17 protein-coding genes and 1 pseudogene are annotated in these 25,260 nt (G+C 71.0%); 8 read left to right on the forward strand and 10 right to left on the reverse strand.

The window, feature by feature from the left end:
* Positions 1 to 1,081: 1,081 nt before the first annotated feature.
* A pseudogene (locus ABD339_RS04600) lies at positions 1,082 to 1,257 on the reverse strand (IS1380 family transposase); the annotation flags it as partial.
* A 332-nt stretch (positions 1,258 to 1,589) separates the two neighbouring features.
* Here ABD339_RS04600 and ABD339_RS04605 point away from each other — a divergent pair.
* Entirely contained in the window at positions 1,590 to 2,684 is a 1,095-nt protein-coding gene (locus ABD339_RS04605; protein WP_344562418.1) for a protein kinase family protein, read from the forward strand.
* Positions 2,685 to 2,893: 209 nt separating this feature from the next.
* Here ABD339_RS04605 and ABD339_RS04610 read toward each other — a convergent pair whose 3' ends face one another.
* A complete protein-coding gene (locus tag ABD339_RS04610; RefSeq protein WP_344562420.1) occupies positions 2,894 to 4,543 on the reverse strand; it encodes an FAD-dependent monooxygenase in 1,650 nt (549 codons plus the stop codon).
* Positions 4,544 to 4,770: 227 nt separating this feature from the next.
* Positions 4,771 to 5,784, reverse strand: a complete 1,014-nt coding sequence (locus ABD339_RS04615; RefSeq protein ID WP_344562422.1) for a methyltransferase — start codon at positions 5,782 to 5,784, stop codon at positions 4,771 to 4,773.
* A gap of 243 nt (positions 5,785 to 6,027) precedes the next feature.
* Here ABD339_RS04615 and ABD339_RS04620 point away from each other — a divergent pair, with 243 nt between their 5' ends.
* Entirely contained in the window at positions 6,028 to 7,791 is a 1,764-nt protein-coding gene (locus ABD339_RS04620) for an FAD-dependent monooxygenase (RefSeq protein WP_344562424.1), read from the forward strand.
* Complete coding sequence (locus ABD339_RS04625) at positions 7,788 to 8,894, forward strand: methyltransferase (protein WP_344562426.1); 1,107 nt, start codon at positions 7,788 to 7,790, stop codon at positions 8,892 to 8,894. The genes ABD339_RS04620 and ABD339_RS04625 overlap by 4 nt, the downstream gene beginning before the upstream one ends.
* 91 nt (positions 8,895 to 8,985) lie before the next feature.
* On the opposite strand, the gene ABD339_RS04630 is transcribed toward ABD339_RS04625, so the two are convergent.
* Positions 8,986 to 9,909 carry an NADP-dependent oxidoreductase gene (locus tag ABD339_RS04630; RefSeq protein WP_344562428.1) on the reverse strand — a complete coding sequence of 308 codons (924 nt, stop codon included), beginning with the start codon at positions 9,907 to 9,909 and terminating at the stop codon, positions 8,986 to 8,988.
* Between the two features lie 542 nt (positions 9,910 to 10,451).
* Between ABD339_RS04630 and ABD339_RS04635 the strand changes: the two genes are divergently transcribed.
* Both ABD339_RS04635 and ABD339_RS04640 read left to right on the forward strand, forming a co-directional pair.
* A complete protein-coding gene (locus ABD339_RS04635) occupies positions 10,452 to 11,771 on the forward strand; it encodes a cation:proton antiporter (RefSeq protein ID WP_344562430.1) in 1,320 nt (439 codons plus the stop codon).
* Between the two features lie 217 nt (positions 11,772 to 11,988).
* The gene (locus ABD339_RS04640; RefSeq protein WP_344562432.1) at positions 11,989 to 13,170 is read left to right on the forward strand and encodes a hypothetical protein; all 1,182 of its coding nucleotides are present in this window, start codon (positions 11,989 to 11,991) and stop codon (positions 13,168 to 13,170) included.
* A gap of 37 nt (positions 13,171 to 13,207) precedes the next feature.
* Here the strand turns inward: ABD339_RS04640 and ABD339_RS04645 are convergent, their stop codons facing one another.
* The 4 genes from ABD339_RS04645 to ABD339_RS04660 are packed head-to-tail and all read right to left on the reverse strand — an operon-like array spanning position 13,208 to position 18,210.
* Complete coding sequence (locus ABD339_RS04645) at positions 13,208 to 14,080, reverse strand: LLM class flavin-dependent oxidoreductase (RefSeq protein ID WP_344562434.1); 873 nt, start codon at positions 14,078 to 14,080, stop codon at positions 13,208 to 13,210.
* 34 nt (positions 14,081 to 14,114) lie between these two features.
* Complete coding sequence (locus ABD339_RS04650; RefSeq protein WP_344562435.1) at positions 14,115 to 15,188, reverse strand: methyltransferase; 1,074 nt, start codon at positions 15,186 to 15,188, stop codon at positions 14,115 to 14,117.
* Positions 15,185 to 16,795, reverse strand: coding sequence for a peptide MFS transporter (locus tag ABD339_RS04655; protein ID WP_344562436.1), 1,611 nt, complete (start codon positions 16,793 to 16,795; stop codon positions 15,185 to 15,187). The genes ABD339_RS04650 and ABD339_RS04655 overlap by 4 nt, the downstream gene beginning before the upstream one ends.
* Entirely contained in the window at positions 16,792 to 18,210 is a 1,419-nt protein-coding gene (locus ABD339_RS04660; protein WP_344562438.1) for an NAD(P)/FAD-dependent oxidoreductase, read from the reverse strand. Before ABD339_RS04660 ends, ABD339_RS04655 begins: the two co-directional genes overlap by 4 nt.
* Before the next feature lie 253 nt (positions 18,211 to 18,463).
* On the opposite strand from ABD339_RS04660, the gene ABD339_RS04665 reads away from it, so the two are divergent.
* Positions 18,464 to 19,018, forward strand: coding sequence for a VOC family protein (locus ABD339_RS04665; protein ID WP_344562440.1), 555 nt, complete (start codon positions 18,464 to 18,466; stop codon positions 19,016 to 19,018).
* Between the two features lie 101 nt (positions 19,019 to 19,119).
* Here the strand turns inward: ABD339_RS04665 and ABD339_RS04670 are convergent, their stop codons facing one another.
* Positions 19,120 to 20,331 (reverse strand): FAD-dependent monooxygenase, encoded by a 1,212-nt coding sequence (locus tag ABD339_RS04670; protein WP_344562442.1) that lies wholly within the window; start codon positions 20,329 to 20,331, stop codon positions 19,120 to 19,122.
* Between the two features lie 272 nt (positions 20,332 to 20,603).
* On the opposite strand from ABD339_RS04670, the gene ABD339_RS04675 reads away from it, so the two are divergent.
* A complete protein-coding gene (locus ABD339_RS04675; protein WP_344562444.1) occupies positions 20,604 to 22,229 on the forward strand; it encodes an MFS transporter in 1,626 nt (541 codons plus the stop codon).
* Between the two features lie 137 nt (positions 22,230 to 22,366).
* Positions 22,367 to 23,707 (forward strand): hypothetical protein, encoded by a 1,341-nt coding sequence (locus ABD339_RS04680; RefSeq protein WP_344562446.1) that lies wholly within the window; start codon positions 22,367 to 22,369, stop codon positions 23,705 to 23,707.
* A 204-nt stretch (positions 23,708 to 23,911) separates the two neighbouring features.
* On the opposite strand, the gene ABD339_RS04685 is transcribed toward ABD339_RS04680, so the two are convergent.
* On the reverse strand, positions 23,912 to 25,099 hold the full coding sequence (locus ABD339_RS04685) for a cytochrome P450 (protein WP_344562450.1): 1,188 nt from the start codon (positions 25,097 to 25,099) through the stop codon (positions 23,912 to 23,914).
* Positions 25,100 to 25,260 lie beyond the last annotated feature (161 nt).

Below are 25,260 nucleotides of genomic sequence, written 5' to 3' on the forward strand. Positions count from 1 at the left end.
GCCGCGAAGCAGCGGGAGGGCCCTTCCGGCGAAGCTCTCCCGCTGTTCCCGTCGCGGCGTGCCCCCGACCCAATTCGCCGTATACACAGTCCGAATGGCGGCACGCCACTTGGCAGAGGGAGCGATTGACCGAGAAGAGTTGGTGCGGCGCGACTTGGTGAGTCCCCTCGCGCGGAGCGCCGGGCTTGCTGCCACGCGGGCCCATATGGCGGCGCAGGCGCAGGGGCCCGGTCAGTATTCGGGGCAGGGGTCGGATCGGCAGCGGGCCACGCCGTATGGGCGGGTAGCAGGCTGGCTGGGGTGGAGCCTGCATGTCCGGAACCTCGGGCGAACGAGCAGGACGGGTCCGAGACCGGCCGCTGGATCGCGCACAAGTGGCCACGCGTCAAAGACGGCGGTGAACAGGCACGCCTGGATCGCGTTCCTCGACGACTCGGGGGTGCCGCCGCTCCCCCAGGGTCCGCCGCACCTACGCGTCCCGCGGACGTATCTCTTCTGCGTCACCTGCTGAACTGGTGACGCGCTTCGATGGCCGCGGCCCTGGGGCACCACACCACCGACCCTGATCGCGGCCCGCTTGTGTTCCCTCCCTCAAGCCCGGCAGCTACGAGACCACTGCGTTGATCCAAGTGCTGGAACAGATCAAGGGGTTATACGCCGGGACCAAGTGGTCCTCGCCCGGGGGGCTGACCGCTCACTGGAGCCGGGTGATGCGTGCCTGGGACGCCAACAGGACTGGCGGGTACTCGAACGAGTACCCGCTTACGCGCCCGAACTCAACACCGTGAAACTCCTGTAGTCGGCGATCAAGAAACGCGAACTCGCCAACCTCGCCGGCGACCATCTGACGGGGTGATGCGGGTTGTCGGGGTGGTCGAAGTGGCCGGTCAGCTGGGGATCGGGAAGCTGCGGAGCCTGCCGGTCGCGTGGGTGATGACGTCGCTCCAGGGCCAACGGGCGGTGAAACGGAACCGGTGGCGGCGGCCGTCGGCGGCGGCCGGTGGCGGCGCCCGGTGGTGGCGGCCGGTGGCGGCGCCCAGTGGTGGCGGCGCCCGGTGGTGGCGGCCGGTGTCGGGCCGCCTCGCATACGGCCCTCGCAGCGGGCTCGTCCGTGGTGGCGGAGTTCGGGGTCGGCAAGCCGGCCGCCCTTGGTGTTGGTGGCGCAGCAGGGCAGCCGCAGTCCGTCGAGGCCGTGAAGCGCGGTGGGGCGCCGGGGTGCGGGCGTTGCTTGCGAACGATCAGCCGCACCCCCTTGGGTCAGGACCTCCAGGACCTCGCCTTCCACTGTCCCGACCCGAAGGCGCGATACCGCCACATCGACCCGCTGTTCTCCACCGGCTCTCGCACGGCCATAGACTGCGATCCCATGGCTCGCGAAGGCTGGACCCCGCAGGTCAGTGACCTGGCGGTACCCAGCCCCTATCAGCGCGAGAACGTGCTCCGCTTTGCAGCTCGCAGGGGTGAGAAAAATTCCTCAATACATCGCTTACGATGTGGCGCCGAACAATTGGGGTCCCGTAGCAAATATTAGGAGATCGGCGGAGGGGGGAGCGGGAGTATTTTTCCTGGCCGATCACGCCGAAAATGTTGTGGCCGTCAAGGCGATGCAATTTTCGGCAGCCGAGGTCGCGTATGCGGACAAATTCATCAAGCATGTTGGCGGGATCAAGGTACCTGAAAGCAGGGTGTACGAAAGTAGCTCCGCCGAGGGGCGCGCCTTGTCTGAAATCCTGTCGACTGCCAAGGTCGATAGTGAACGCAGGGCTGGTGAGCTCAAGTCCCAAACAGAGAAGGCCGCGCACTATGTTGTCATGGAAGTAGTGCAGGCCATGCCGCTGAGCAAGTCGGTCCGAGATCTTGATTACCTGACTGCTCTTGCCCGGGATGAAACTTCCATGCAGGAAGTTGGTCGACTGATTGCCATGGATTCATTCCTCGGAAGCGCTGACCGCCTCGTCTTCCGTGATTATTCGGAACATCCTGCCGATCGCCTCGACCCGATCAATCTAGATAACATAATGCATTCCCCCGAGCGTGGGATAGTCGCAATCGACAATGAGTTCCTTCCTGTAGATGAGAGCGCATCAATTTCGGACTCGCCCAATGTGCAGTACCTGTCCGCCCTGGGGAACAAGGATGAGGTAGACCTCCTCGCCTATTCTTTCCTGTCCCGCCTGGAAAGGCAATACCGGCGAGCTAACGGAATATCCCCTGAACAGAGGATTGAAACCCTTGCCTCCTCTCTCGGCGAGGCGCATAACAATGTAGTCGATGGCATCTATGCGGGTTTGTCCAAGATAGCCGCAGACGCCGTTGGCGTGGAATCCAACTTGGCACAGGCGCAGCTGTCACAATTCCCGAGATCGGCAGCGGGCAACTGGTCCCTCGGCGATGTGGCCCGATATGCGAACTTGCGATTTTCTGGAATCGATGTCAGCCGAGAGCCTTCTCTTTCCCATGAAGCTGCCCTCGTGCGCCTTGCCGCGACACCCGGTCAGCAAGTGTCGGCCGCGAGAGTCCACGCCGACGACACGAATCAGCAGGTGGCCGCAGCCGCCGCGCACCTGATTCCTTCCGGCGCCCCGTACAGCATGCGGCAGGGGCCCCAAGCCGCGCCTTCCGCGAAACCATCCGGGCCGTACCGTACTCACGCCGCACCGAGAGGGCGCGGTCGTCACGCGTGAGGGGGCACGTACGGGAATCGTGAAGAGCCCTGCTGGGTCACCGGCCCCGTAGCGAGCTGTTTCCTCCTTCTTTCCGGCGAAATGCGCGTCTTGCGTCCGCCCCCCTGTGGGCCTCTTCGCGACCGTGGAACCAGCGGCGCAACCCGTACAGGGAGGGGCCGCATCGCAGCCCCTCCCCATACCTCCACCGTGTGCCGCGGCGCGGCGGCTCAACTCTCCGTATACACCGCCCGAATGGCGGCCGTAAGCGCCGCCTCCGGGTCGCTCGCCGCCCCCTCCGCACGCCAGGCCACAAAGCCGTCCGGGCGGACGAGGACGGCGCCGTCGGCGGTGATGCCGTGCTTCTTGGCGACGCCGTTGCCGGGTGCGGTCAGTTGCGCGTCCGGGCCGCCGACCCGGTGTGCGTCCAGCGTGATCCCCGTGGCGGCCGAGATCCGGGCCGCCGCGTCCACCCATGCCTGACCGCCTTCGGCCGTCAGGACGACCGGGGCGCCGCCGTAAAGGTCGAGCGAGGAGATCCGCTCCCCCGCCCGGTCCAGCTCCGCATGGGGCGCGCGGGTGCCCGGTTCGCCGCTGAGGTACTGGGGCGGGACGGGCGGGCCGTCGCCGTAGCGGTAGCCGAAGACGGTGGTGCTGTACGCCTCGGCCGGGTCGGGGGCGGCCCCGCCCTCGTCGGCCTCGCCGTCCCCGCCCTCCCCGTCGGGCCCTGTGCGCTCCTGCATCATGCCGAGGGCCTGCTGGAGGGTCATCCAGGCGACCGGGTGGCGCTCGGTCTGGTAGGTGTCCAGCAGGCCGGGCCCGGACTCGCCGTTGAGGACGGCGGCCAGCTTCCAGGCGAGGTTGTTCGCGTCCTGGATGCCGAGGCTGGCGCCGAACCCGCCGGTGGGCGGCACCAGATGGGCCGCGTCGCCGACCAGGAAGGCGCGGCCCCTGCGGTAGTCGCGGGCGACCTGTGCGCCGATGACGAAGCTCAGCCACTTCGCGCCGCCGGCCGGGAGCTGCGGGATGATCCGTACGTCCAGGTCCGGCTGGCCGATGGCGGCCCGGACGAGGGCGACGGCCCGCTCCTCGGTGATCGTCTCCAGGGTCTCGCCCTCGGGCATGGCGGTGGCGAAGATCCAGCGCTTCTTGCCGTCGTGCGCGAACAAGATGGTGGAGGGCGCGGGCTTGTCGAAGTAGCAGACGCCGACGTCCCGGCCTCTGGCCGCCTCGCTCAGGTCGGCCTCGAAGAGCACCGAGAGGGTGGTGGCGAACTCGCCCGGGCCGTCCGTCTCGATGCCGAGCTGAGTGCGGAGGGGGCTGCGGCTGCCGTCGGCGGCGACGAGATACGCGGCGCGTACGGTGCGCTCCTCGCCGGTGGCGGTGTCGCGGAGTACGGCGGTGACTCCCCCGCCGTCCCCGCCCTGGGGCTGGTCGGACTGCTCGAAGGAGACCAGTTCGGTGGCGAAGGCGAGTTCGGCGCCGAGTTCGGTGGCGCGCTCGCGCAGCAGGTGTTCGAGGCGGTCCTGATCGACCGGGGCCCACTCGCAGGGGCTGACGTCGCCGCTGGGGTCGGGCTGGTCGGTGGGGCCGGAGAACATCTCGGGGCCCGCGAGGGTCTCGGCGCGGATCATCAGCAGCTTGCTGAAGTCGGTGGCCAGGCTGGCCTCGGCCCAGATGCGGTCCTCCATGCCGACTTGCCGGTACAGCTCCACCGTGCGGGGGTTGACGCCGCGCGAGCGCGGGTGGCTGAGGGTGTCGGGGTGGCGTTCGACGACGAGCGAGCGGATGCCGTGCCGGCCGAGGAAGACGGCCGTGGACAGCCCCGCGACCGCGCCGCCGACGATGAGGACCTGCGGGTCGGTTGAGGTCTTGCTCATGGGTGGGGAACTCCTCTGGGTGGGCGGGTGGCGGCTCAGGGGGTGTCCGGCACATGAGCGTGGAAGAAGGAGCGGTGTCCGGTGCGTGCGCTCGCAAGGCGCCGGAGCGCCCTTGTGGCGGAGCCACTCGGGCGTTTCGGCAACACCGCTGGGGGCACCTCCCTGCTCGGAGAGCTTGGGGGAGCGTGCCGGACACCGCGACGCCGCGGGCATGTGTCGGACACCCCCTAAGGGGCCTTGCGGCAGATCACGAGCGTGTCGTAGTCGCTCAGCGGCAGCGTCTCGGTGCTGGCGAACCCGGCCCGCCCGGCGTGCGCGACGACCTCGGAGACGGGGTACTCGGAGCCGCCGTCGGTGACCAGCAGCATGTCCAGGCTGATGACGAGGTTCTCCACGTGCGCGGGCTCGTCCTCCAGCATCCGGTCGTAGATGAGCAGCGCGCCGCCGGGGTTGACGGCGTCGAACGCCTTGGCGACCAGCTCGCCGCGCTGCCGCTCGTCCCAGTCGTGCAGCACGTGGCCGAGGGTGACGACATCGGCGCTGGGCAGCGGGTCGGTGAAGAAGCTGCCGCCGTGGAAGGTGAGCTTGCCGGTCAGTCCGTAGGAGGCGACGTGCTCCTCGAACAGCGGCTCCATCGGCGGCAGGTCGAAAACATGGCCCGCCAGGTGCGGTTGGGCCTTGACGATGATGGAGCACAGGTTGCCGCGCGCGCCGCCGATGTCGAGGACGGAGCCGTAGCCGCTCCAGTCGAACTTCTCCACCAGCTCGGGGCCGACCACATGGGTCAGCGCGTCCATCATGCCGACGAACTGGCGCAGGATGTGCGGGTTCCTGGTGACCTCTTCGAAGTCGCTGCCGGACTGCTGCTGCCCGGTGCGCAGCGCCTCCGACAGCCTGCCCCAGGCCGGGTAGAGGTTGCGGTTGGAGCGCTCCAGGAAGCCGCCGACATAAGTCTTGCGTCCGCGCACCAGGTAGGTGCCGGCGCCCTCGGCGTTGCCGTACTTGCCCTCCTCGCGGGTGAGCAGGCCGAGCGCGGTCAGCAGGTTGAGCCAGTCGCTCAGGCCGCGGCCGTGCAGCCCCAGTTCGGTGCGGATCTCCTCCTGGGTGGCGGGGCCCTTCTCGCTCAAGGTGGTGAACAGGCCCAGTTCGACTGCGGTCAGCAGCGCCTTCGCGTCGCAGAACGCGTTGCTCAGCCGGATGATTCCGGCCGGGGTGCTGACATCCAGGCTGGTGTGCGTCATGCGCAGGACTCCATCCTTCCGAAACGGCCGTGGCCAGGCGCCAGTGCCGCTGGCGGGAGGGTCACACCGGCAAGTTGAGCGGTCCTCGAACGGTGCTGGGGAGCACGCCAGGGACCGGCGGCCGGACCGTTGTGACCAGCGCGTTCGACCGAGCCGCCGGACAGCCTCTAGTCGCGGTGGCTACTTCTCTGGGGTGCCGTGGAGGATCCCGGTCACAGCTCAGCCCGTTCAGAGGGGACATGCATGTATGACGTGAAGATCCCGGTCCTGATCGTCGGCGGTGGTCCCGTCGGACTGTCCACCGCGCTCTTCAGCGGCCGGCGGGGAGTCCGCACGATGCTGCTGGAGAAGCGGGACAGCACCTCCATGCTCCCCCGCGCCCCCGGCCTCCAGGCCCGCACGATGGAGCTGTTCCGCGCCGCCGGCCTGGGCAAGGAGATCCGCGCGCTGGAGAAGGGGAACTCGCACGCCTACTTCGAGGGCGGGATCATCAAGGTCGATACCTTCTCCGACATCGACAACGCCGAACTCCTGGAGTCCCCCTCGCTGGACGGCCCGACCGTCAGCCCCGAGCGGGTCATGGGCTGCGGCCAGGACCGCTACGAGAAGGTGCTGGTCGCCAAAGCCCAGGAGTACGGCGCCGAGGTGCGGTTCAACACCCGGCTGGTCTCCTTCGCCGCCGACGAGGAGGGCGTGACAGCCATCGCCGAGGAGGCCGCCACGGGCAAGCGCCTGACCATCCGCGCCGACTACCTCGTCGGCGCCGACGGCGCGGGCAGCCGCATCCGCCAGTCCCTCGGGGTCGAACGGGTGGGCCGGGGCACCGTCTTCAACGCGCTGAGCATCTACTTCCGGGCGCCCGAGCTGGAGACGCTGCTCAAGGACCGCAAGTTCATCCTGTGCTACGCCTCGGCCGGGGGGTCGCTGATGGGCCTGTCCCGGCTACACGGCTGCGACCCGTGGCTGGCGGCGCCCATCTACTACCCGGAGAAGGGCGAGAAGCCCGAGGACTTCACCGACGAGCGGTGCGTGGAGATCGTGCGCCGGGCGGCCGGCAAGGACATCGACGTCGAGATCATGGACAAGGTGCCGTGGCAGGGCGCGCAGCTGGTCTCCGAGACCTTCCGCGCGGGCCGGGTCTTCCTCGCGGGCGACGCCGCGCACGTCCACCCGCCGGCCGGCGGATTCGGCGCCAACACCGGCATCCACGACGCGCACAACCTGTCGTGGAAGCTGGCGGCCGTCCTGCACGGCTGGGGCAGCGACGCGCTGCTGGACACCTACGACGCGGAGCGCCGGCCGCTGGGCACCGCCATGTCCGAGCAGGCGCTGGTGCGCAACCGGATCCGGCACGGGTACGCCACCGCGCGGGACCGCGCGGACTTCGTCGATGACGTGATCATCACGCTCGGCTACCGCTACCGCTCCGCGTCCATCGTCGGCGCCGAGGCGGGGGGCCGGGTCCTCAGCCCCGACCTGGAGCTGACCGGCGAGCCGGGCACCCGCGCCCCGCACGTGTGGCTGAAGCGGGACGGCGGGGCCGCCGGCGCCGGTGGCTCCGGAGGCACCAGCGGCTCCGAGGAGACGATCTCGGCGATCGACCTGTTCTGGGACGACTTCGTCCTGCTGCACGGTCCCGAGGGCGGAGCCTGGGCGAAGGCGGCCGTCACGGCGGCGGAGAAGCTGGGCGTGCCACTGGTCACCCACGCGGTGGGCCCGCACGAGGAGTTGCGGCCCGCCGAGCGCGACTGGGCCGAGGTGTACGGGGTCGGCGCGGCGGGCGCGGTCCTGGTGCGGCCCGACGCGTTCGTCGCCTGGCGCTCGGCGGACGGCGCGGCCGATCCCGACGCGGTGCTGGCGGACGTACTCGCCCGCGCGGCGGCGCTCTCGCCTGCGGCGGGCTCTCCCCATGGTGTTGCCTCTCCCGGGGCTGCCGCATCCCCTGGGGTTGCCGCCGCTCCCGACGCTGCCGCCGCTCCGGTTGCCGCTCCTGGGGTCGTCTCGTGACCGTCGGCGAGGAGGTGACGGCCGAGGAGGTGACGGCCGAGGACGTGACGGTCAAGGACGTGACGGTCAAGGATGTGTCGGTCAAGGAGGTGACGGCCGAGGCCGGGCGGATACTGGGCCAGGCGATGGCCTTCCAGCCGGCGAAGCTGGTGCTGGCCGGGGTCGAGACCGGCCTGTTCGGCACGCTGGCCGAGGGGCCGCTGCCCGAGGAAGCGCTGAGGGAGCGGCTGGGTCTTCAGCCGCGCGGCTGCGACCACTTCCTCGCGGCGCTGGCCGAACTCGGCTTCCTGGAGCGCACTTCGGACGGCTCGTGGGCCAACACACGGATCTCCGCCCAGCTGCTGGTGCCCGGCGACCCGGCCTCGCTCAGCGGCTTCCTCGGGCTGGCCGGTCAGGTGATGTACCCGGCGTGGGACAAGTTGGCGGAGGGCCTGCGCACGGGCGCCCCGCAGGCCGCCACGTACACCGGCGAGGACATGTTCGGCGAGCTGTACGACAGTGACGAGAAGAAGGGCGGGCTGGTCGACATGGCCGAGGACGCCAGCCGGCCGCTCATCCCCGTACTGACCAGGGTCTTCGACTGGGCGTCGTACCGCTCCGTACTGGAACTCGGCGGCTGCCGGGGCAACGTACTGGCCGGAGTCGTGCGCGCCCATCCGCACCTGGCGGCACGGGTCTTCGACCTGCCGCAGCTCAGGGGCGACTTCGACGCGCACATGGCGTCCCTGGGCATGACCGGCGAACTCGGCTTCCACGGCGGCGACTTCTTCACCGGCCCGCTGCCGGAGGCCGATGTGCTGATGCTGGGGCACGCGCTTGTGGACTGGAACGACGACCAGCGCGCGCAACTCGTCGAAAACGCCTACGCCGCGGTGCGCCCCGGCGGGGCGTTCCTCGTCTGGGACCCGGTGATCGTCCCGGACGAGGAGAGCTACCTGCGCAACCTGCTGCGCAGCCTCAACCTTCAGCTGATGACGCCGCACGGGAAGGGCTACACGCTGGAGCAGTGCGCCGGGTGGATGCGCGGCGCGGGGTTCGCCCGGGTGGAGCACCGCTCGCTGGGTCACGATGTGACGCTGGTGATCGGGCACAAGGCCCCGTAGCGGGCCGCCGGCCTCGGCCAAAGGTGCCCCCGGGGAGGCCGGTCGTCAGCCTCTCCTGGGGCATCTCCACGGCTGCGGCCTCACAGCAGGGTCACTCCACGGTGAGGACCAGCTTGCCGTCCAGGCCGCCGGCCTCGCCTCTGCGGTGGGCCTCCGCCGCCTCCGTGAGCGGGTACGGCGCGTGCAGCGGGACGCTGAGGGTGCCGCGCCGGTAGAGCGTCAGGGCGAGGTCGAGCGCCGGGCCGGTGCGGTCGGCGCCGGGGCCGCCGCCGGAGAAGAGCGCGCCGTACTCCTGCGCGGCCCCGGGGTCGGCCAGGGTGAGGACCCGCCCGCCGTCCCCGGCCAGCTCCACCGACTCCCGCAGCACGTCGGCGCCCGAGGCGTCGAGGACGGCATCGACCCCGTGCGGCGCCACCTCCCGTACGCGCCCGGCCCAGCCCTCTCCGTAGGTGACGGGTTCCGCGCCCAGGCCGGTGAGCCGGTCGCGTGCGCCCTCGCCCGCCGTGCCGATGACCCGTGCGCCGCGCTCCAGCGCGAACTGGACGGCGAGGTTCCCGACGACGCCCCCGGCGCCGTGGACGAGCACGGTCTCCCCGGGTTCGACGCGCAGTTCCTCCAGGGCCCGGTAGGCGGCCTCGGCGGCCACCGGGAGGGCCGCGGCGCGGCGCGCGTCCAGGTCCTCGGGCCGGTGCGCCAGGGCCTCGGCGTCGGCGAGCACATGGGTGGCGTAGGCGTGCGGTGCGCGGCCGAAGACCTCGTCGCCCACCTGGAAGCCCGAGACGCCGTCGCCGGTCTCCTCGACGGTGCCGGCCACTTCCAGCCCGGGGATCCAGGGGAGTTCCACGGGCATGAACGCCGCCATGGCACCGCTGCGCAGCTTCCAGTCCAGCGGGTTGACCCCCGCTTGGCGAACGGCCACTCGTACCTGGGTGGGGTCGGGCTCGGGGATGTCGATACTGGTGGGCTTGAGTACGTCGGGGCCGCCGTACGCGGCGAAGGCGATCGCCTCGGGCATGGGGAACACCTGCTTTCGTTGCGAGGGTGCCGGTGCTTTCGTTGCGGGTGCCGGTGCTTTCGTTGCGAGGGTGCCGGTGGCCGGCCGGAGCCGTGTCCGCCGCGTTCCCCCGCACCTGCCCGCCCATGCACGGGGTGCGCGGGGGCCCGCGCTCGCGCGCCGGGGGCCGCCGGGCGGGCCAGGAACCGTCGGGCGGGCGGGCAGACGGGCGGACGGGCGGACGGGCCGGTGGGCCGGGAACCCTCGAACGGGTGGGTGGGCGGGCGGGCCGGTGGGCCGCACGCATCGTCGTCGTGCAAGCGCTCGGCGTGACGCCACCGGCTTCGCCGCCCCGGCGGACGAAGCCCGGGAGCAGCGGCTCCCGGAGGGAAAGAGGGCCGGGGGCGCCCCGGAAGGACGAGAGCCGGGGCGCCCGCCGGGACCGGGGTGCAGTCCCGTTCGCCCACGCTCTCGTCGAGGCTTCGAGTGCGCCCCCCTACCCTGCCGCCGACGCTGCCGGACTCCGCGCGGCGGCCCGTGACAGCCAGCGCAGGGGGCGCTTCATGACACCGGAACAGCTTCAGTCCCTCTTCATCGGCCTCGCCGCCATCCTCGCGCTCAGCCGACTGCTCGGCGCCGCGGCACGGAGGCTGGGGCAGCCACCGGTCGTGGGCGAGATCCTCGCGGGGATCCTCGTCGGCCCCACCCTCTTCCACGGCGCGCCGGCCCAGTACCTCTTCCCGGCCGACATCCGGCCGATGCTCTCGGCCCTGGCCAACCTCGGTCTCGTCCTGTTCATGTTCGTCATCGGCTACGAACTGGACCTGTCGCGGCTGCGCGGCAAGGAACGGGTGGCCGCCAGCGTCTCGCTGTGCTCCGTGCTCGCGCCCTTCGCACTGGGCGTGCTGCTCGCGCTGCACCTGGCCGACCGCCACGCCCCGGCGGGGCACACCGGTTTCGCCTTGTTCATCGGCGCCGCCATGTCGGTCACCGCCTTCCCCGTGCTGGCGCGCATCCTGGCCGACAGTGGGCTGGGCCGCACCAGGGTCGGCGGGATCGCGCTGGCGAGCGCCGCCATCGACGACATCGTGGCCTGGTCCCTGCTCGCCGTTGTCGTCACCGTTTCAGGGGGTGACGGTCAGTGGAGGATACTCTTCGCGCCGGTCTACCTGGCCGTGATGCTGCTGCTCGTACGGCCCGGACTGCGCAAGCTGTTCGCCGCGCGGCCCGGCAGGCGCGCCGGGTGGGACGGCTGGGCCCAGGAGCATGTGACGGCCGATCAGCTCATCGTCGTCCTCGGCGGACTGCTGCTGTCGTGCCTGGCGACCGAGTGGATGGGCGCGCACTTCGTGTTCGGCGCGTTCCTGTACGGCGCGATGATGCCGCGCGACACCACGCGCCGCCTCCAGCACCAGGTCACCGACCGGTTCGAGTACCTGACCAGGCTGTTGCTGCTGCCCGCCTTCTTCGTGGTCGCCGGCCTCCAGGTGGACCTGTCCCACACCGGCCTGCGCGACCTGGGGGAACTGGGCCTGATCCTGCTGACGGCCATCACCGGCAAGTTCGCCGGCGCCTACGCGGGCGCCCGGCTCAACAAGGTGCCCCGGGCACAGAGCGGAGTGCTGGCCGCCTTGATGAACACCCGGGGCCTGACCGAACTGGTCATCCTCACCGTCGGCCTCCAACTCGGCGTCATCGGCCCTGACTTGTACGCCCTGATGGTCGTCATGGCACTGGTCACCACGGCCATGGCGGGACCGCTGCTCCACCTTTTGGGCCGCCGCCGGGGCGGCCCGGAGGCGCTGGGCGACTTCACCTTCCTCCCGAAGCGCTCCGAGACCCCGGAGCCCGAGCCCCTCCGGACCCCCGCCCGCGAGGGGTAGCCGGTGAGCGGCCCGCCGGGGACGGTGAACCTTCGTTGTACGGGACACGTAGGGAAGGAAGAGATACGCGCCCGGCGAGGTTGTCAACGGACACGTAGCAAACGAGAGTTCAGCGCGACAGGAGGATGCCATGCCGCCCCATACCCATACTCAGTCGTCGGTGTTGCGGGATTACTACATAAATGGCGGCACGCCCGGATACCTGCCCCATTTTCACATGGATTACAAAGCGGGCGAAGAGGTGGGACGGAGTCTCTACGAGGCGGCGCGCAAGGGTGAGCCCATCGACCCTGAGGTGATGGGCGTATTGACTAACGAGGGAGGGCTCGGAAATTGCCTGGCCTTCACAGATTCCGGCTTCACCCTCAAGGAGAATACCCCGGGCCTGGCTCGCCTGGAGGACTATGTTTTCGCCCGGGAGCTGATACGGCATCACGAAAGAGAGGGCGCCTACGGCTATCGCCCCCCGAACAACAGCGAAGTCGGCCAGCTCCTCCACCAGGCGACGCGCGGCGGTTCCCTCGGACCGCAGACCGCGGCGGCAGCTACGAGAGGAGGACTCGGCGAGTACGTTCGGCGGTCAAACGGCCGGATCACCCTTGCCGCGAACACTCCCGGTCAGGAGGAATATGCGGATTACCTGCGCGCACAAGACTTCCGGGACTACTACGCCAGCGGCTATCCACGCGGCTACCTGCCCCACCCCCGGACCTCGATAGGGAAATATATAGCCGAAGGCGGGCCCCTCGGGGCGAAGATGGTCGAGGTACTCAAGGAGTACGAATTCGGCAAGTACCTTATACCCAGCATGCAAGGCCAGACGCACCTCAGCAAGGAGGCCCCAAAATATACCGATTACCGGGCCGCCGTGTTCGCAGATGAGGTGAAGGCTTTCTTCCGGTCCGAACGCCGCAACGCCGAACTCCGCCGCACCGAATACCGCGTCCGACTGCCCGGCGGGGATGCCGATCCCGGAAAGACCCTGCACGAGATGGCCGTTGCAGAAGCACCCCTCCTGAAACCGGTCGTAGAAGCCCTGAGAGAGAGCGGATTCGACGACCACCTGCACAGTGATGGTCACGGGATATACCTCAGCAAAAACGCTCCGGGCGTAGCGGAAGAGCAAAGACGGCGCGAGTTGGTCGTCCAGCACCGTCGGGAATCGCAGGGTCTCGTGGAGCAGTCGCAATCTCTCAGGGGCTCAGACGTCCGCACCATGCAGCCCCCGGCCTGGGGGCAGAGGGCCGTCGGCGCCGTGCAGCCCCCGCCGACATGGGGACAGGGGGCCGGCCCCTACGTCCCCACAAGCGCCACGCGGGCGCTCATGCAATATCAGAGCAATCAGGGCCGGGGGCAGGGACAGCCCCCGAATCAGAGGCAGCAGCGCGGTCGCCGGTAAGGCGCCACACCGTTCCCTGAGCCCCGGTCGGCGGTCGTCAGGCCCCGTCCAGGGCTGCCTCGGCGAGCAGGTCGAGTTGGCCCGGCTCGGCGGTGCAGGGGAAGACGAGGAGTTCGTCGCAGCCCGCCGCCGCGTACGCGGCGGCGGTCTCGCGCAGCGACTCGGCGTCGGTGATGACGGCCTTGGCGGCCATCTCCGCCTTGGGGCCGATGAAGGCGTAGTAGGCGCGCAGGTAATTCTCGGCCGTGCGCGCCGCGTCGGGGCCCAGGCAGGCGTAGACGAGGGCGACCAGGCGCGGGCGCTCGGTGCGGCCCTCCGCGCGCCACGCGGCACGGGCCCGGGTGGCGAGGTCGGCGTAGCCGGTGGCTGAACTGCCGCCCGCTATCCAGCCGTTGGCGTGCCGGGCGGCGCGCCGCATCGCCGCCGGGGTGTGGCCGCCGACGATCAGTTCGGGGCCTGCGCCGCCCGGCCGGGGGCCGATCCCGGAGATGCCGGAGCGGGTCTCCTTGCCGTCCCAGATGTCGCGCAGCTCGGTCAGGAGTGCGTCCAGGCGGCGGCCCCGGTCGGTGTAGGTGGCGCCCGTCGCCTGGAAGTCGTCCTCCCGGCCGCCCGCCGCCGCGCCGACCACCAGCCGGCCGCCGGAGATCTCGTGGAGCGTGGCGAGCTGTTTGGCCAGCAGCGGGGTGCCGGGGCGGTAGGCGGCCAGCAGGACGGTCGTCGCCAGCCTGATGCGTTCGGTGACGGCGGCGGCGGCGGCGAGCGCGGTGAGGGGTTCGTAGCTGTCGTAGACGAGGCGGTCGAGTACGCCCAGCGTCGAGAAACCGTGCTCCTCGGCGCGGGCCGCCCACTGGACGAGCCGGTGTCCGTCGATGTCGGGCACGGTGGTGGGCAGGCCCACTCCGATCTCCACGGTGATCTCCTTACGGCGTCGGGATGTCGGGACGTCAGGCCGCCCGCTTGCGGGCGATCAGCAGGGTGTTGCCCAGCGGCAGTGGGCGGCGGGCGATGTCGGTGAAGCCGGACCGCTCCATCCAGCCCGCGCAGTGGTCCGGGTGGTATCCGGCGCCGGCGGGCGTCATGACGAGCATGTGGAGGCTGGCGATCAGCGAGGCCAGTTCGGGCTTGTCGCCGTTCATCGGGTCGTAGACGAGCAGCGTGCCGCCCTCGTGGACGGCCGTGTACGCCTTCTCGATCAGTGCCCTGCGCTCGTCGCGGGAGAAGTCGGCAAGTACATGGCCGATGACCACCACGTCGGCCGGGGGCAGCGGATCGGTGAAGAAGTCGCCGCCGGTGAAGGTGATGCGCTCGGCGACGCCCAGCCCCGCGGTGTGCTCGGCGCAGGGTTCGGCGTTCTGCGGGCGGTCGAAGACGGTGCCGGTCAGCCCGGGGCGCGCCCGCACGAGGTGGCCCGCCAGGTTGCCCCGGGCGCCGCCCACATCGGTGAGGGTGGTGTACGCGGACCAGTCGAGCGCGTCCAGCAGGTGCGGGATGAGGGGCCCGCTGAGCGAGTCCTGCATGGTCAGGAACATGCGGCGCGCGTGCGGGTCGCCGAGCATCGCCTCGAAGTCGCCCTCGGCCTGCGGCGCCCCGGTGCGCAGCGCCTCGGTCAGCCGTCCCCAGGCCGGGTAGAGCACGAAGTTCGCGCCCTCCAGGAATCCGCCCTGGTAGCCGGGCCCGCGTACCAGGTGGCGCTGGGCCCTCTCGCTGTTGCGGTAGCGCCCGTAGTGCCGCTCCAGGAGTCCGGCGGCGGTGAGCGCGTCGAAGAAGTCGGCGGCGGCGCGCGGGTGGAGACCGAGGGCGGCGCGCAGTTCCTCGGCCTCGGCCGAGCCGTCGGCGGTCCCGTCCAGCGCGGTGAACACGCCCAGTTCGAGGGCGCTGAGCAGCAGCTTGGCCGAGGCGAAGCCCAGGCCGAACGCGGCGATACCGAAAGGGTCGTTGGGGTCAGTGGCGTCGCTGGGCCGGCTGGGGTCGTGGAGAGCCGCCGAGCCCTGCGGCGCGGGGGTGGTCGCCGATGTCATGTGTGTCCGCCCTCCTTGACGGTGGTGGGCGCCGAGCCGGACCCTGTGGCCGCCTGGGCCGCCGCTTCCGCCGCCGTCTCGGGTGCCAGTCCGCGCGCGACCGTGTGCCGCCGCAGGGCCAGCGTTCCGCCGACGGCCAGCGCCAGCACGGCGAGCAGCAGGTAGTAGAGGGCTTCGGGGATGACGTCGATCAGCCGGACCAGGCCGCTGCCCGCGCCGCCGCCCAGCGCGGCGAACAGCCACAGCAGGCCGAGCATGTGCGCGATGAAGCGGCGCGGCAGCACATCGGCGACGGCCGCGATGCCGACGGCGGCGACGATGAGTTCGCCGCAGGCGTGCATCAGGTAGACGACCAGCAGCCACAGCGGGGAGACCTTCTCCTCGCCGGAAGCCAGTCCGGCGGCGCCCGCCATGATCAGGAAGCTGACGCCGGTCAGCAGCAGTCCGGCGGAGAACTTCGCGGGCACCCCGGCCCGGCCGCCGCCGTGCTTGAGCAGGAACCAGGCGAAGGCCGGGGCCAGGACGAGGATGAACAGCGGGGTCGCCGACTGGAGCCAGCTGACCGGGACTTCGAAGCCGAGGACGTCGCGGTCGGTGGAGTGCTTGGCGAACAGCGTCAGCGAGGAGCCGTCCTGGGCGATCAGCGACCAGAACAGTGTCGAGCCCAGGAAGATCCACAGGAAGGAGCGGAGCCGTCGGCGGTCGCTCCCGGACAGTTCGCGGCTGCGGTAGAGCACGGTGTAGGCGATGACCGGGGCGATGATCGTGATCATGCCGACGAGGGCGATGCCGCTGCCCGCGGTCAGCCCGCCGCCTGCGGCCATGCCGGCCAGCAGGAGGACGAGGACCGCGAGTGCCGCGCCGCTGAGCCGCTTGGCGCGGCGCGCCTCCGGCCCGTCCAGCGGGCGGCCCGGTGTGGCGCCGATGCCCTGGAACTGGTGCTGGGACAGGGCGACTTGGACGGTGCCGATGAGCATCGCCGTGCCGGAGACGGCGAAGCCGAGCCGCCAGTCCACGCGCTCGCCGAGGAACCCGGCGATCAGCGGCGAGGTCAGTGCGCTGACCTGGATGCCGATGTAGATCAGCGAGATGCCGGCCTCCCGGCGCCCGCTGCCGGTGAACATCAAGTTCAGCATCGCCTGGTGGTTGGGCTTGTAGAGGCCCATGCCGACGGCCAGCAGGATCAGCGCGACGGGGGTGAGCCACAGCAGTGGCGTGGCCAGCGCGAAGTGTCCGGCGGTGGTGACGGCGGCGCCCAGGACCAGCGTGCGGCGGGGCCCGAGCACCCGGTCGGCCACCCAGCCGCCGGGCAGGCACAGCATGAAGGCGAGCCCGATCCAGGCGCCGAACAGCGCGGCGGCGTCCGCCTTGGCCAGCCCGAGTCCGCCCTCGTCACGCGGGGCGACGGCGAACAGGACGAGGATGGCCTGCATCCCGAAGAACCCGAAGCGCTCCCACAGGTCGCTCATGAACAGGGTGCGGAACCAGTTCGGCCACGGCCGCAGCGACCCGGAACCGGGTCCGGGGCCCGAGCCGGCACCGGGGCCGGTACCGGAATTGGACCCCGGCGAGGCGGGCGGCGGGGACGGGGAGTGGGCGGCGGTCATGCGGGGGAGCCCCCCTCGGCGGCTCCCCCGTCGGCGCGGGCCAGGTGCAGGCCAGGACGGAAGGCCAGGTAGAGGCCGCCGACGGCGTTCCGCTCGCTCATGGGGGCCTGCTTCTGCTCGTGGACCTTGTTGAGGTTGGCGAGCGGGTTGGGGTCGCCGCTCTCGGCGCCGTTGAGGTGCGCGTGCACGCTGGCGTACACGTCCTGCGCGTCCTCCATGTCGGCGAGGCCGGTGATGATGCGGTCGAAGGCGTCTTGCAGGTTGAGGCTGTCGCGCTGGGACTGGGTGAGCTTCTGCGCGTTGTAGAAGTGGTGTTCCTTGCCCCGGTAGCTCTCGTAGAAGACCGAGACCAGCACCAGCAGCCGCTCGTAGGCGTGCCGGTAGACGGTGTTGAAGAACTCCCACGCCTCCCTCTCCTCCACCTCGCCGCGGATGACGCTGGTGAGGGTGGCGCTGGCGAGCATGGCGCTGTAGGTGGCCAGGTGCACTCCGGTGGACAGCAGCGGGTCCAGGAAGCATGCCGCGTCGCCGCACATCAGGTAGCCGGGCCTGCCGAAGTTCTCGGCGGTGTAGGAGTAGTCCTGCTCCACCTTCACGCCGCCGGCCCGCTCGGCGCCGCCCAGCAGCTTCTGCACGGCGGGGCACTCCTCCAGCGCCTGGTCGTAGACCTCCTGGACGCCGCCGAGGCGGTTGCGCTTCTCGTTGAAGATGTCCCGTCCGGTCACCAGGCCGATGCTGGTGGTGCCGTCGTGCAGCGGGATGACCCAGAACCAGCCGTCGGGTGCCGAGCACACGGCGATGGCGCCCTCGGGCCCCCGGTCCAGCGGCTTGACGCCCTTCCAGTACGTCCAGGCGCCGACGTTGCGGAAGATCTCGTGGTACTGGCGGTTCTTGGCGTGCTTGACGGCCATGACGCCACCGCGTCCGGACGCGTCGATGAGGTAGTCGAAGCTGATGCGTCCGCTGTCCGAGGGGTCCTTGGTGCCGGCCCAGCGCGCGGCGACGGGGCGCTCGCCCTCGAACTCCAGCTCCTTGACGGTGACGTTCTCCACGACCTCGACGCCCAGTTCCGCCGCGTGCCGCAGCAGCAGTTCGTCGAACTCGGAGCGGATGACCTGCCAGGCGTTGGTGCCGTCGTCGCCGAGGCTGTCGAACTTCACCTCCCACTCCTCCGGCCCCCAGAAGAAGTAGGCGCCGCCCTTGGGCTGGAAGCCGTGGGCCTGCACCTTGTCCCAGACGCCGAGCAGTTCCAGGATCGGCCGGCACGAGGGGAGGATCGACTCACCGATGTGGTAGCGGGGGAACTGGTCGCGCTCCAGCAGCGTGACCTCGAAGCCCTCCTTGGCCAGCAGTCCCGCCGCCGTCGATCCGGCGGGCCCTCCCCCGATGACGAGGATCTGGGTGGAACCACGCATGAACTTCTCCAATCCTCCGGGGTCCTGGACAGGTCCCGGGACGGGTCGGCCTGGGGATCGGACCCACCCGGGCACGGTGCCTCCGGGTGCCGGAGGAGTGGTGGAGGGAACCTCGACGCCGCCGCCGGGCCGGTGGGCCCGCGCCGGGCCGGTGCCCCGCTTCGAGCGGTCCTCCAGCGCGGTGCCGTCCCCTGCCGCACACGGGCCCTGCCGCACACCAGGGCACAGTGCATCCGACGAAGGAGAGGTCCCCATGCGTTCACGAGCCGTCCGGATCTGGGCCGCCAGCACGGCGGGCGCGGCAGCGCTGAGCGTGGGCCTGGTGGCGGGGGTGCCCACCGGGGCGGGAGCGGCCCCGGCCGCTTCGGGCACGGCCGCGTCGTCGGGTACGGCGCGCCCCGCCGCCGAGGTGGTGCGGTACGGCCAGCCGAGCCTGTACGCCGAGAACATCGACACGATGCTGGACTTCTACCGCGACGCCTTCGGCTTCCGGGTGGACTTCCGCTACCCGGGCACGGGCGCCGCCGTCTTCGGCACCGTCAGCCTGGGCGACAGCTACTTCCTCACGTTCGCGACGTACGAGGTCATCAAGGACTCCACGCCGCTTCGGCACATCGGGCCCGCCAAGCGGAAGCAGGGCGAGATCGTGGTCATCGGCGCGGATGTGGACGCGCTCTACGCGAAGGCGCTCAAGGCGGGGGCCAAGTCCCTGATGGCGCCCAGGGACCAGGCGTGGGGCGAGCGGTCGGCGTATGTCGCCGACCCCGAGGGCAACCTCGTACAGCTCTCGACACACCACGGGGACTGACGGCGCGTCCGGACGTCGGCGAGGGGGGTGCGCCGGGGGGCGGGGGGCGGGGGCCCCCGGCCCCCGGCGCACTCTGACGTCCCATCAATTCGCTTATGCATTCAGTATGTTGGCGCGGGAATCGGAATGACCTTCTCGTCCCAGTCCACGCGGTAGGAGTAGACGGGCCCGGTCGCCCTGACGCCGAGCTTGAGGAAGAAGGGCAGCACCAGGTCGCGGACGGCGCGCTGGAGGCCGTTGGCCGCCGCCTTCTGGTTGCCGGTCTTGCGGCCCTCCTTGATGATCTTCTCGACCCGTTCCTTGCGCAGCCCCTGGAACGCGGCGAACGCCGTCTCCACGTCGGGCAGATCGCGCAGGCACTTGGCGAGCACGATCGAGTCCTCCATCGCCATCGAGGCACCCTGCCCCACGTGCGGGGAGGTGGCGTGCGCCGCGTCGCCCACCAGGCAGACCCGCCCCCGGTGCCAGGCGGGCAGGGACGGCATGTCGTAGATGGGGTAGCCGATGATGCCCGCCGCAGTGTCCTCGATGAGCTGGGGCACCGGATAGTGGTCCGCGCGGTGCCTGGCGAGCAGCCGGCCGCGCCACTCCTCGTGCCCGACGGCCTCGACCTCGCCGCGGGCCGGCTCGCGCTCCTGGTGGTAGTTCTCGAACCAGAAGACCTCCCCGCCGGGCGTGGTCTGGTGGCCGAAGAAGCCCTCCAGGCAGAACGACATCCGCATGGTGCCGTCCGCCGCGGCCCCGTGGGCGGAGCGCGTGTATCCGGCGGTGCCGATCACGCCCGTGTAGGCGGGCTTCGGTGCGTCGGGCAGCACGCTGTAGCGGGTCTTGGAGTGGATGCCGTCGCAGCCGACGAGGAAGTCGCCCTCGGCGGTACTGCCGTCGCGGAACCGCACGACGACGCCGCCGCCGGGCGGCTCGGTGACGCTCTCGAAGAACGTGCCGAACTCGACGGCGATACCGCGCTCCACCGCGGCCTCGCGCAGCGCCTTGTTGAGCAGGCCGCGCCGCAGGAGCACGGTCTCGGCGGGGTTGCTGCCCAGCTGCTTGCCCTTGTGGTTGAGGAAGGCGGTGTCGCGGGTCGGGGTGCCGCTCTTCTCCACCGCGTCGGCGACGCCGAGGGTCTTGAGGACGGCCAGCCCGTTGGGTGCCAGGTTCAAGAACGAGCCCACGCAGTCGCGCGGCTCGGCGCTGCCCTCGTGGATGACGGCCTCGATGCCGATCCGCTGGAGGAACATGGCCAGGACGGGCCCGGCGATGCCGCAGCCGATCAGCAGCGCTCTGCGCGGTCGGGCGGCCGGAGTGCTGCTCATGGATCAACCTCGTTCTCTGCGGAATGCGGTGTGCGGGACGCGGTGTGCGGGACGCGGTGTGCGGATCGGGGCTCGGCGGGGTGCCGGCGCGGGCGTGTGTGCGGGCGGGCGGGGCGTGCGGACGGACGGAACGGGCGGAGGCCCGCGTACCAGCCTGACCAGGGCCCCTGGAGAACGCCTTGAGCGAGTCTCCGGACCGGGTTGGCACGGTGCACGCCCGAGGCCGGGCGGCATCCGTGAACGCCGCGGGCCGTACCGGCGAAGGAGCCGCGATGGAACAGCACAGGACTCACCCGGGGCCCGGCACGGCGGAAGCGGCGACCGCCGGGGCGGCGGGATCGGCGGAAGCGGCGGGAACGGCGGGAACGGCGGGAACGGCGCACGAGGCGGCCCCGCACCCCCGCCGGTGGGCGGCACTCGGCGTCATGTTGACGGCGCTGTTCATGAACCTGCTCGACGTCACCGTCGTCACCGTCGCGCTCCCCGCGATGCGCTCGGGCCTCGGCGCCGGTTACGCGGCCTCGCAGTGGTTCCTGACGGCCTACACGCTGGCCTTCGGCGCCGGGGTCGTCACGGGCGGCCGGCTGGGCGACAGGTTCGGCCGCAGACGGCTCTTCCTGCTGGGCGTGGCGGCCTTCACGCTCGCCTCGGCCGCCTGTGCGCTCGCCCCCGACGCGGCGCTGATGATCGCCGCGCGCGCGGCGCAGGGCGGGGCGGCGGCGCTGATGGTGCCCCAGGTGATGGCCACTGTCTACGCCGTCTTCCCGCTGCGCGAACGCGGCGCGGCCAGCGGCGCGTTCGGCGCGGTCACCGGCTTCGCCGGGGTGGCGGGGCCCGTGCTGGGCGGGGTGTGCGTCACCTACGACCTGGCCGGGCTGGGCTGGCGGGCCATCTTCTGGGTCAACGTGCCGCTCGGCCTGGCCACGCTGGCCGCCGCCGCGCTGGTGGTGCCCGACACCCGTGCGAAGGACCCGCTGCGGATGGACGTGACAGGGGTCGTGCTGCTGACCGGCGGGCTGTTGTGCGCGCTCTACCCGCTGGTGCAGGGGCGGGATGCGGGCTGGCCCGGCTGGATGAAGGGCGCGCTGGTGGCCGCCCCCGTTGTGCTGGCGCTGTACGCGCTGCACGCACGCGCCAAGGACCGCCGGGACCGCTCGGCCCTGGTGCCGCTGCGGCTGTTCGCGCTGCCGGGCTTCGGCGCGGGTGCGGCCGTCCTGTTCACCGTGCACCTCGTGATGATCGGCTTCTTCGTCGCCGTCTCCCTCGCCCTCCAACTGGGCCTCGGCTACAGCGCGTTGCGCACCGGCCTGGTGTTCCTGCCGTGGGCCCTGGGCGGAGCGCTGGCCGCCCAGCTGATGCGGTACGCCGTGCCCCGGCTGGGCCGCCAGGTGGTGTCGCTGGGCGCGCTGGTGGCGGCGCTGGGACTGCTGTGGTTCGCCACGGCGCTGGGTGCGGGCGGCGGCTGGCCGGCGATGTCGCCCGGCCTGTTCCTGGGCGGGGTGGGGACGGTGTGCGTGATCGGCCCGTCCTTCATGTTCGCCGGTACGGGGGTGGCCCCGCGCGACGCGGGCGCGGCCTCGGGTTCGTGCAACGCCGCCGTCCAGCTGGGCGGCGCCCTGGGCACCGCGCTGCTGGCCGTCCTGCTGTTCGCGCCGCTGGCGAGCAGGGCGGAGAAGACGGCAGGTGCGGGCGGCACGGGCGCCGGGGCGGGCCCCGGCTCCGGCTCCCGGGGCGCGGCCCGGCTGGAGGAGCTGGTGGGCCGCGTCCCGCGCGGCACCCGCGTCGAGCTGTTCACCGACGCCTTCTGGTCCTACACGGTGGTGGCCGTCGCCGGGCTGCTGCTGGTGGCGGCGCTGGCCCAGGCACTGCCCAAGGACGCACGGCCGTACGCGCGTTGAGCACGCGCCGCGGTTCACACTCCTCGGTCATGCGACCACGCCCCACGCCTTCGGCTTGCCTCTGCGCGGAGCGTTGAACTGGTTGCGGTCCACCTCGCGTTGTGTCCGTTCGAGCCCTGCTTCGAGAGGAAATGCCAGTGCGGACCCACGAGGAAATGGACGCCATGCAGTGGCGCCTGGACGCCGACCGGGCTGCCCTTGCGCAATCCCGTGACTACATCGCGCAATGGCAGCGGAACTTCGGTTACAGCGAGGCCCAGATCACCACGTTCACCGACGCGGCCGACAGACTCATCGCGTTGAACGACTACCGGGGCAGGGGGATCGGCTGGACCGATCGGGACCCGGAGGGCAACGAGCGGTTCAAGCAACTGCGGCGGTCCGAGCAGGAGGACCGTGCGGCGGTGAGCTCGACGCTCTCGGGAGTCGCGGCGTACGCGGAGAACTCCGGACGCCCGGACGCGCAGGAGATCGCCCTCTACCTGCGCGGTGAGCACGAGCGCTTCGAGTCGGTTCCCGGCCAGCAGCAGGAGCTGTACGAGGCCCGCCGGGAACATGCCGAAGTGATCACTCGCAGCACCAAAGAGGCGATCCCCTACTCCGCCAACCAGATCATCGACTTCGCCGACAGCGGTGGCCAGAGCTTCGAGCTTTACCGGGACTACGTGATAGACGAAGACCTGATGGGCCCCGCCCCCGACACAGAGACGTGGATCGGCCAGACCGCCGTATTGGGCGGGCACTTCGGGACCGGCACGTCCCACGAGCACAGTGCCTATGCCTTCACGGAGGCGCACAAGCAATTGCCTGGCACCCAAGTGACCATGGCGATCGTCCCGCCGGAGCACGGAATGGTAGTCCTCGGGCCACCGAACTGCCCCGAGTCGGCGCACATCGACACTTGGCCGTTGGACCCTCGTGTCACGTCCCCGGAAACGTACGGAATCGACAACATCCAAGAGGGCTCCGTCGTCCATCAGGCCATGGCCGATGGACGAGACTTCCGTGAAGAGGCGCAGCCGTACCTCTATCCCCTCCCACTCCGCCCAAAGCCCGTGCCGCGCCTCACATTCGAGGAAGCCGTCGCTCGCGTGCGGGAACAAGGCGACATCGCCGAGGAGATGCACCACATCACCCGCACGACCAGCCAACGCGACAGCGATAGCGACCGCAGCAACAGTGACGAGGAGTACGGCCATACGCTGAGCCGACAGGCGTTCACGGTGACTGTCGCCAACAACTTCCAGATCCAGCCCCCGTCCCGCTCACAGTCACCGGACGCGGCTCAGGCGCGGCTCGCCTCGGCCGCCAACGAGTTGAGCCAGATCGCGGGGCAAGGGCGGGGCGCCCCTTACGGCCAGGGGCCAGCGGCCGGGCAGCAGCAATGGGTCACACAGCAAGGGCGCGGCCTGCCTCCCGGCACAGGAGGTGTCGGGACTCCCCGACCGAGGAGCCCTTCCCCTCGCGGGGGCCGCTGAGGCCGGTGAGTCCGGCCCTGGCGAGACGCGTTCCGCCCGCTCTCCGCCTCTCCGGTAGCGTCCCGGCTTTCTCTCCGTACCGGAGCGGACCGCGAGCGGCGCAGGCCGCCCGTGCACGGCCGCACAGGGCACGGGCGCCCCGGACACGGTTGGCCCTCAGGCGCGGTGCGCTCTCAGTGCCGGGCGGCCTAGCCCCGCCCCCCCTCAGACCCGCCGCGGCCTCACCCGCAGCCGCTGGGCGCCGGACAGGCCCCAGCCGTAGGGTTCGAACTCGCGCTGGAGGACGTCGATCCCGCTGAACTGGTCCATCAGCATGTTGAGCGCGATCCGGCCCTCCAGCCGGGCCAGCGGTGCGCCCAGGCAGAAGTGCACGCCCCGGCCGAGGCCGAGGTGCGGGTTGGGGTCGCGGCGGTGGTCGAAGCGTTCGGCGTGGGGGAACTCGCGCTCGTCGTGGTTGGCCGACAGCAGCCATGCCTCGATCATCTGGTCGGGCGGAATCGTGACGCCGCTGACCTCGGTGGGCCGTTTGGCGACGCGTTTGGTGTGCATGAACGGGGCGCGCAGCCGCAGCACTTCCTCGACGGCGCCGGGGAGGAGCGAGCGGTCGGCGCGCAGTTCCTCGTAGAGGCCGGGGCGCTCCTGGAAGCACAGCAGCGCGTTGGCCAGCAGGACGACGGTGGTCACGTGCCCGGTCATCAGCAGCAGTCCGGCGAAGGTGCCGGTCTCCTCGTCGTCCATGCGCACGCCCTCGACCTCGGCCTGCACCAGCTTGCTGATCAGGTCGTCGCGCGGCTCGGCGCGGCGGCTGCGGCAGTGCTGGGCCAGGTACTCGGTGGTGGCGGTGACGGCGCCCTCGACGGCGGCGATCAGTTCGGGGCTGTTGGGGTCGGCGCCGTCGCTGAAGCGGATGGTCTCCGACCACTCGCGGAAGAGCGGCTGGTCGGCGGCCGGTACGCCGAGGAGTTCGGCGATGACGGTGACCGGCAGCGGGTAGGCGAAGTCGCGGATCAGGTCGAACTCGTCCTTGTCCTGCACGCCCTTGAGCAGTTCGGCGCAGATCGCGGTGATGCGGGGGGCGAGTGTGTCGATGGCGCGGCGCGTGAAGACGGAGGAGACGAGCATGCGCATCTTGCGGTGGTCGGGCGGGTCCATCAGCGTGAGGTCGCCGCGGGATACCCGGCTCTGGTCGGGGACGGCCCTGGTCTGGTCGGCGGAGAACTCCTCGTACTCGGTGATGACCCGCTGGACGTCCGCGTAGCGGAAGACGTGCCATACCCCGTGGTCGTCCTGCCAGACGGGGTGATGGTCGCGCATGGTCTTCAGCCAGGAGAAGAGCCGCGGGCCGCCGTCCTCAAGCGTCGGCCGCGGCGGGGGGTTCTCATGTGCGGTCACGTTCACTCCTCTTCCACTCCTCCGGTCGGGCCTCGGTCACGCCCACGCTGCCGGGGGGTTCTCGCGGCATGCTGGAGCGCGGCCGGACGGCGAGGGAGTGCGGGGCCGGGAGGGGAAGCACGAGGGCCCGGCGAGTGGGTCCGGGCGCGGGGCCGGGGTGA

Source organism: Streptomyces axinellae (genome assembly GCF_039532135.1).
GTDB classification, from domain to species: Bacteria; Actinomycetota; Actinomycetes; order Streptomycetales; family Streptomycetaceae; genus Streptomyces; species Streptomyces axinellae.

Bases quoted from the DNA above. Each gene is read 5' to 3' on its own strand.
- ABD339_RS04660 (WP_344562438.1), bottom strand. From the start codon at position 18,210: ATGCGTGGTTCCACCCAGATCCTCGTCATCGGGGGAGGGCCCGCCGGA.
- ABD339_RS04630 (WP_344562428.1), bottom strand. From the start codon at position 9,909: ATGCCCGAGGCGATCGCCTTCGCCGCGTACGGCGGCCCCGACGTACTC.
- ABD339_RS04665 (WP_344562440.1), top strand. From the start codon at position 18,464: ATGCGTTCACGAGCCGTCCGGATCTGGGCCGCCAGCACGGCGGGCGCG.
- ABD339_RS04650 (WP_344562435.1), bottom strand. From the start codon at position 15,188: ATGACATCGGCGACCACCCCCGCGCCGCAGGGCTCGGCGGCTCTCCAC.
- ABD339_RS04670 (WP_344562442.1), bottom strand. From the start codon at position 20,331: ATGAGCAGCACTCCGGCCGCCCGACCGCGCAGAGCGCTGCTGATCGGC.
- ABD339_RS04615 (WP_344562422.1), bottom strand. From the start codon at position 5,784: ATGACGCACACCAGCCTGGATGTCAGCACCCCGGCCGGAATCATCCGG.
- ABD339_RS04610 (WP_344562420.1), bottom strand. From the start codon at position 4,543: ATGAGCAAGACCTCAACCGACCCGCAGGTCCTCATCGTCGGCGGCGCG.
- ABD339_RS04635 (WP_344562430.1), top strand. From the start codon at position 10,452: ATGACACCGGAACAGCTTCAGTCCCTCTTCATCGGCCTCGCCGCCATC.
- ABD339_RS04640 (WP_344562432.1), top strand. From the start codon at position 11,989: ATGGATTACAAAGCGGGCGAAGAGGTGGGACGGAGTCTCTACGAGGCG.
- ABD339_RS04620 (WP_344562424.1), top strand. From the start codon at position 6,028: ATGTATGACGTGAAGATCCCGGTCCTGATCGTCGGCGGTGGTCCCGTC.
- ABD339_RS04655 (WP_344562436.1), bottom strand. From the start codon at position 16,795: ATGACCGCCGCCCACTCCCCGTCCCCGCCGCCCGCCTCGCCGGGGTCC.
- ABD339_RS04675 (WP_344562444.1), top strand. From the start codon at position 20,604: ATGGAACAGCACAGGACTCACCCGGGGCCCGGCACGGCGGAAGCGGCG.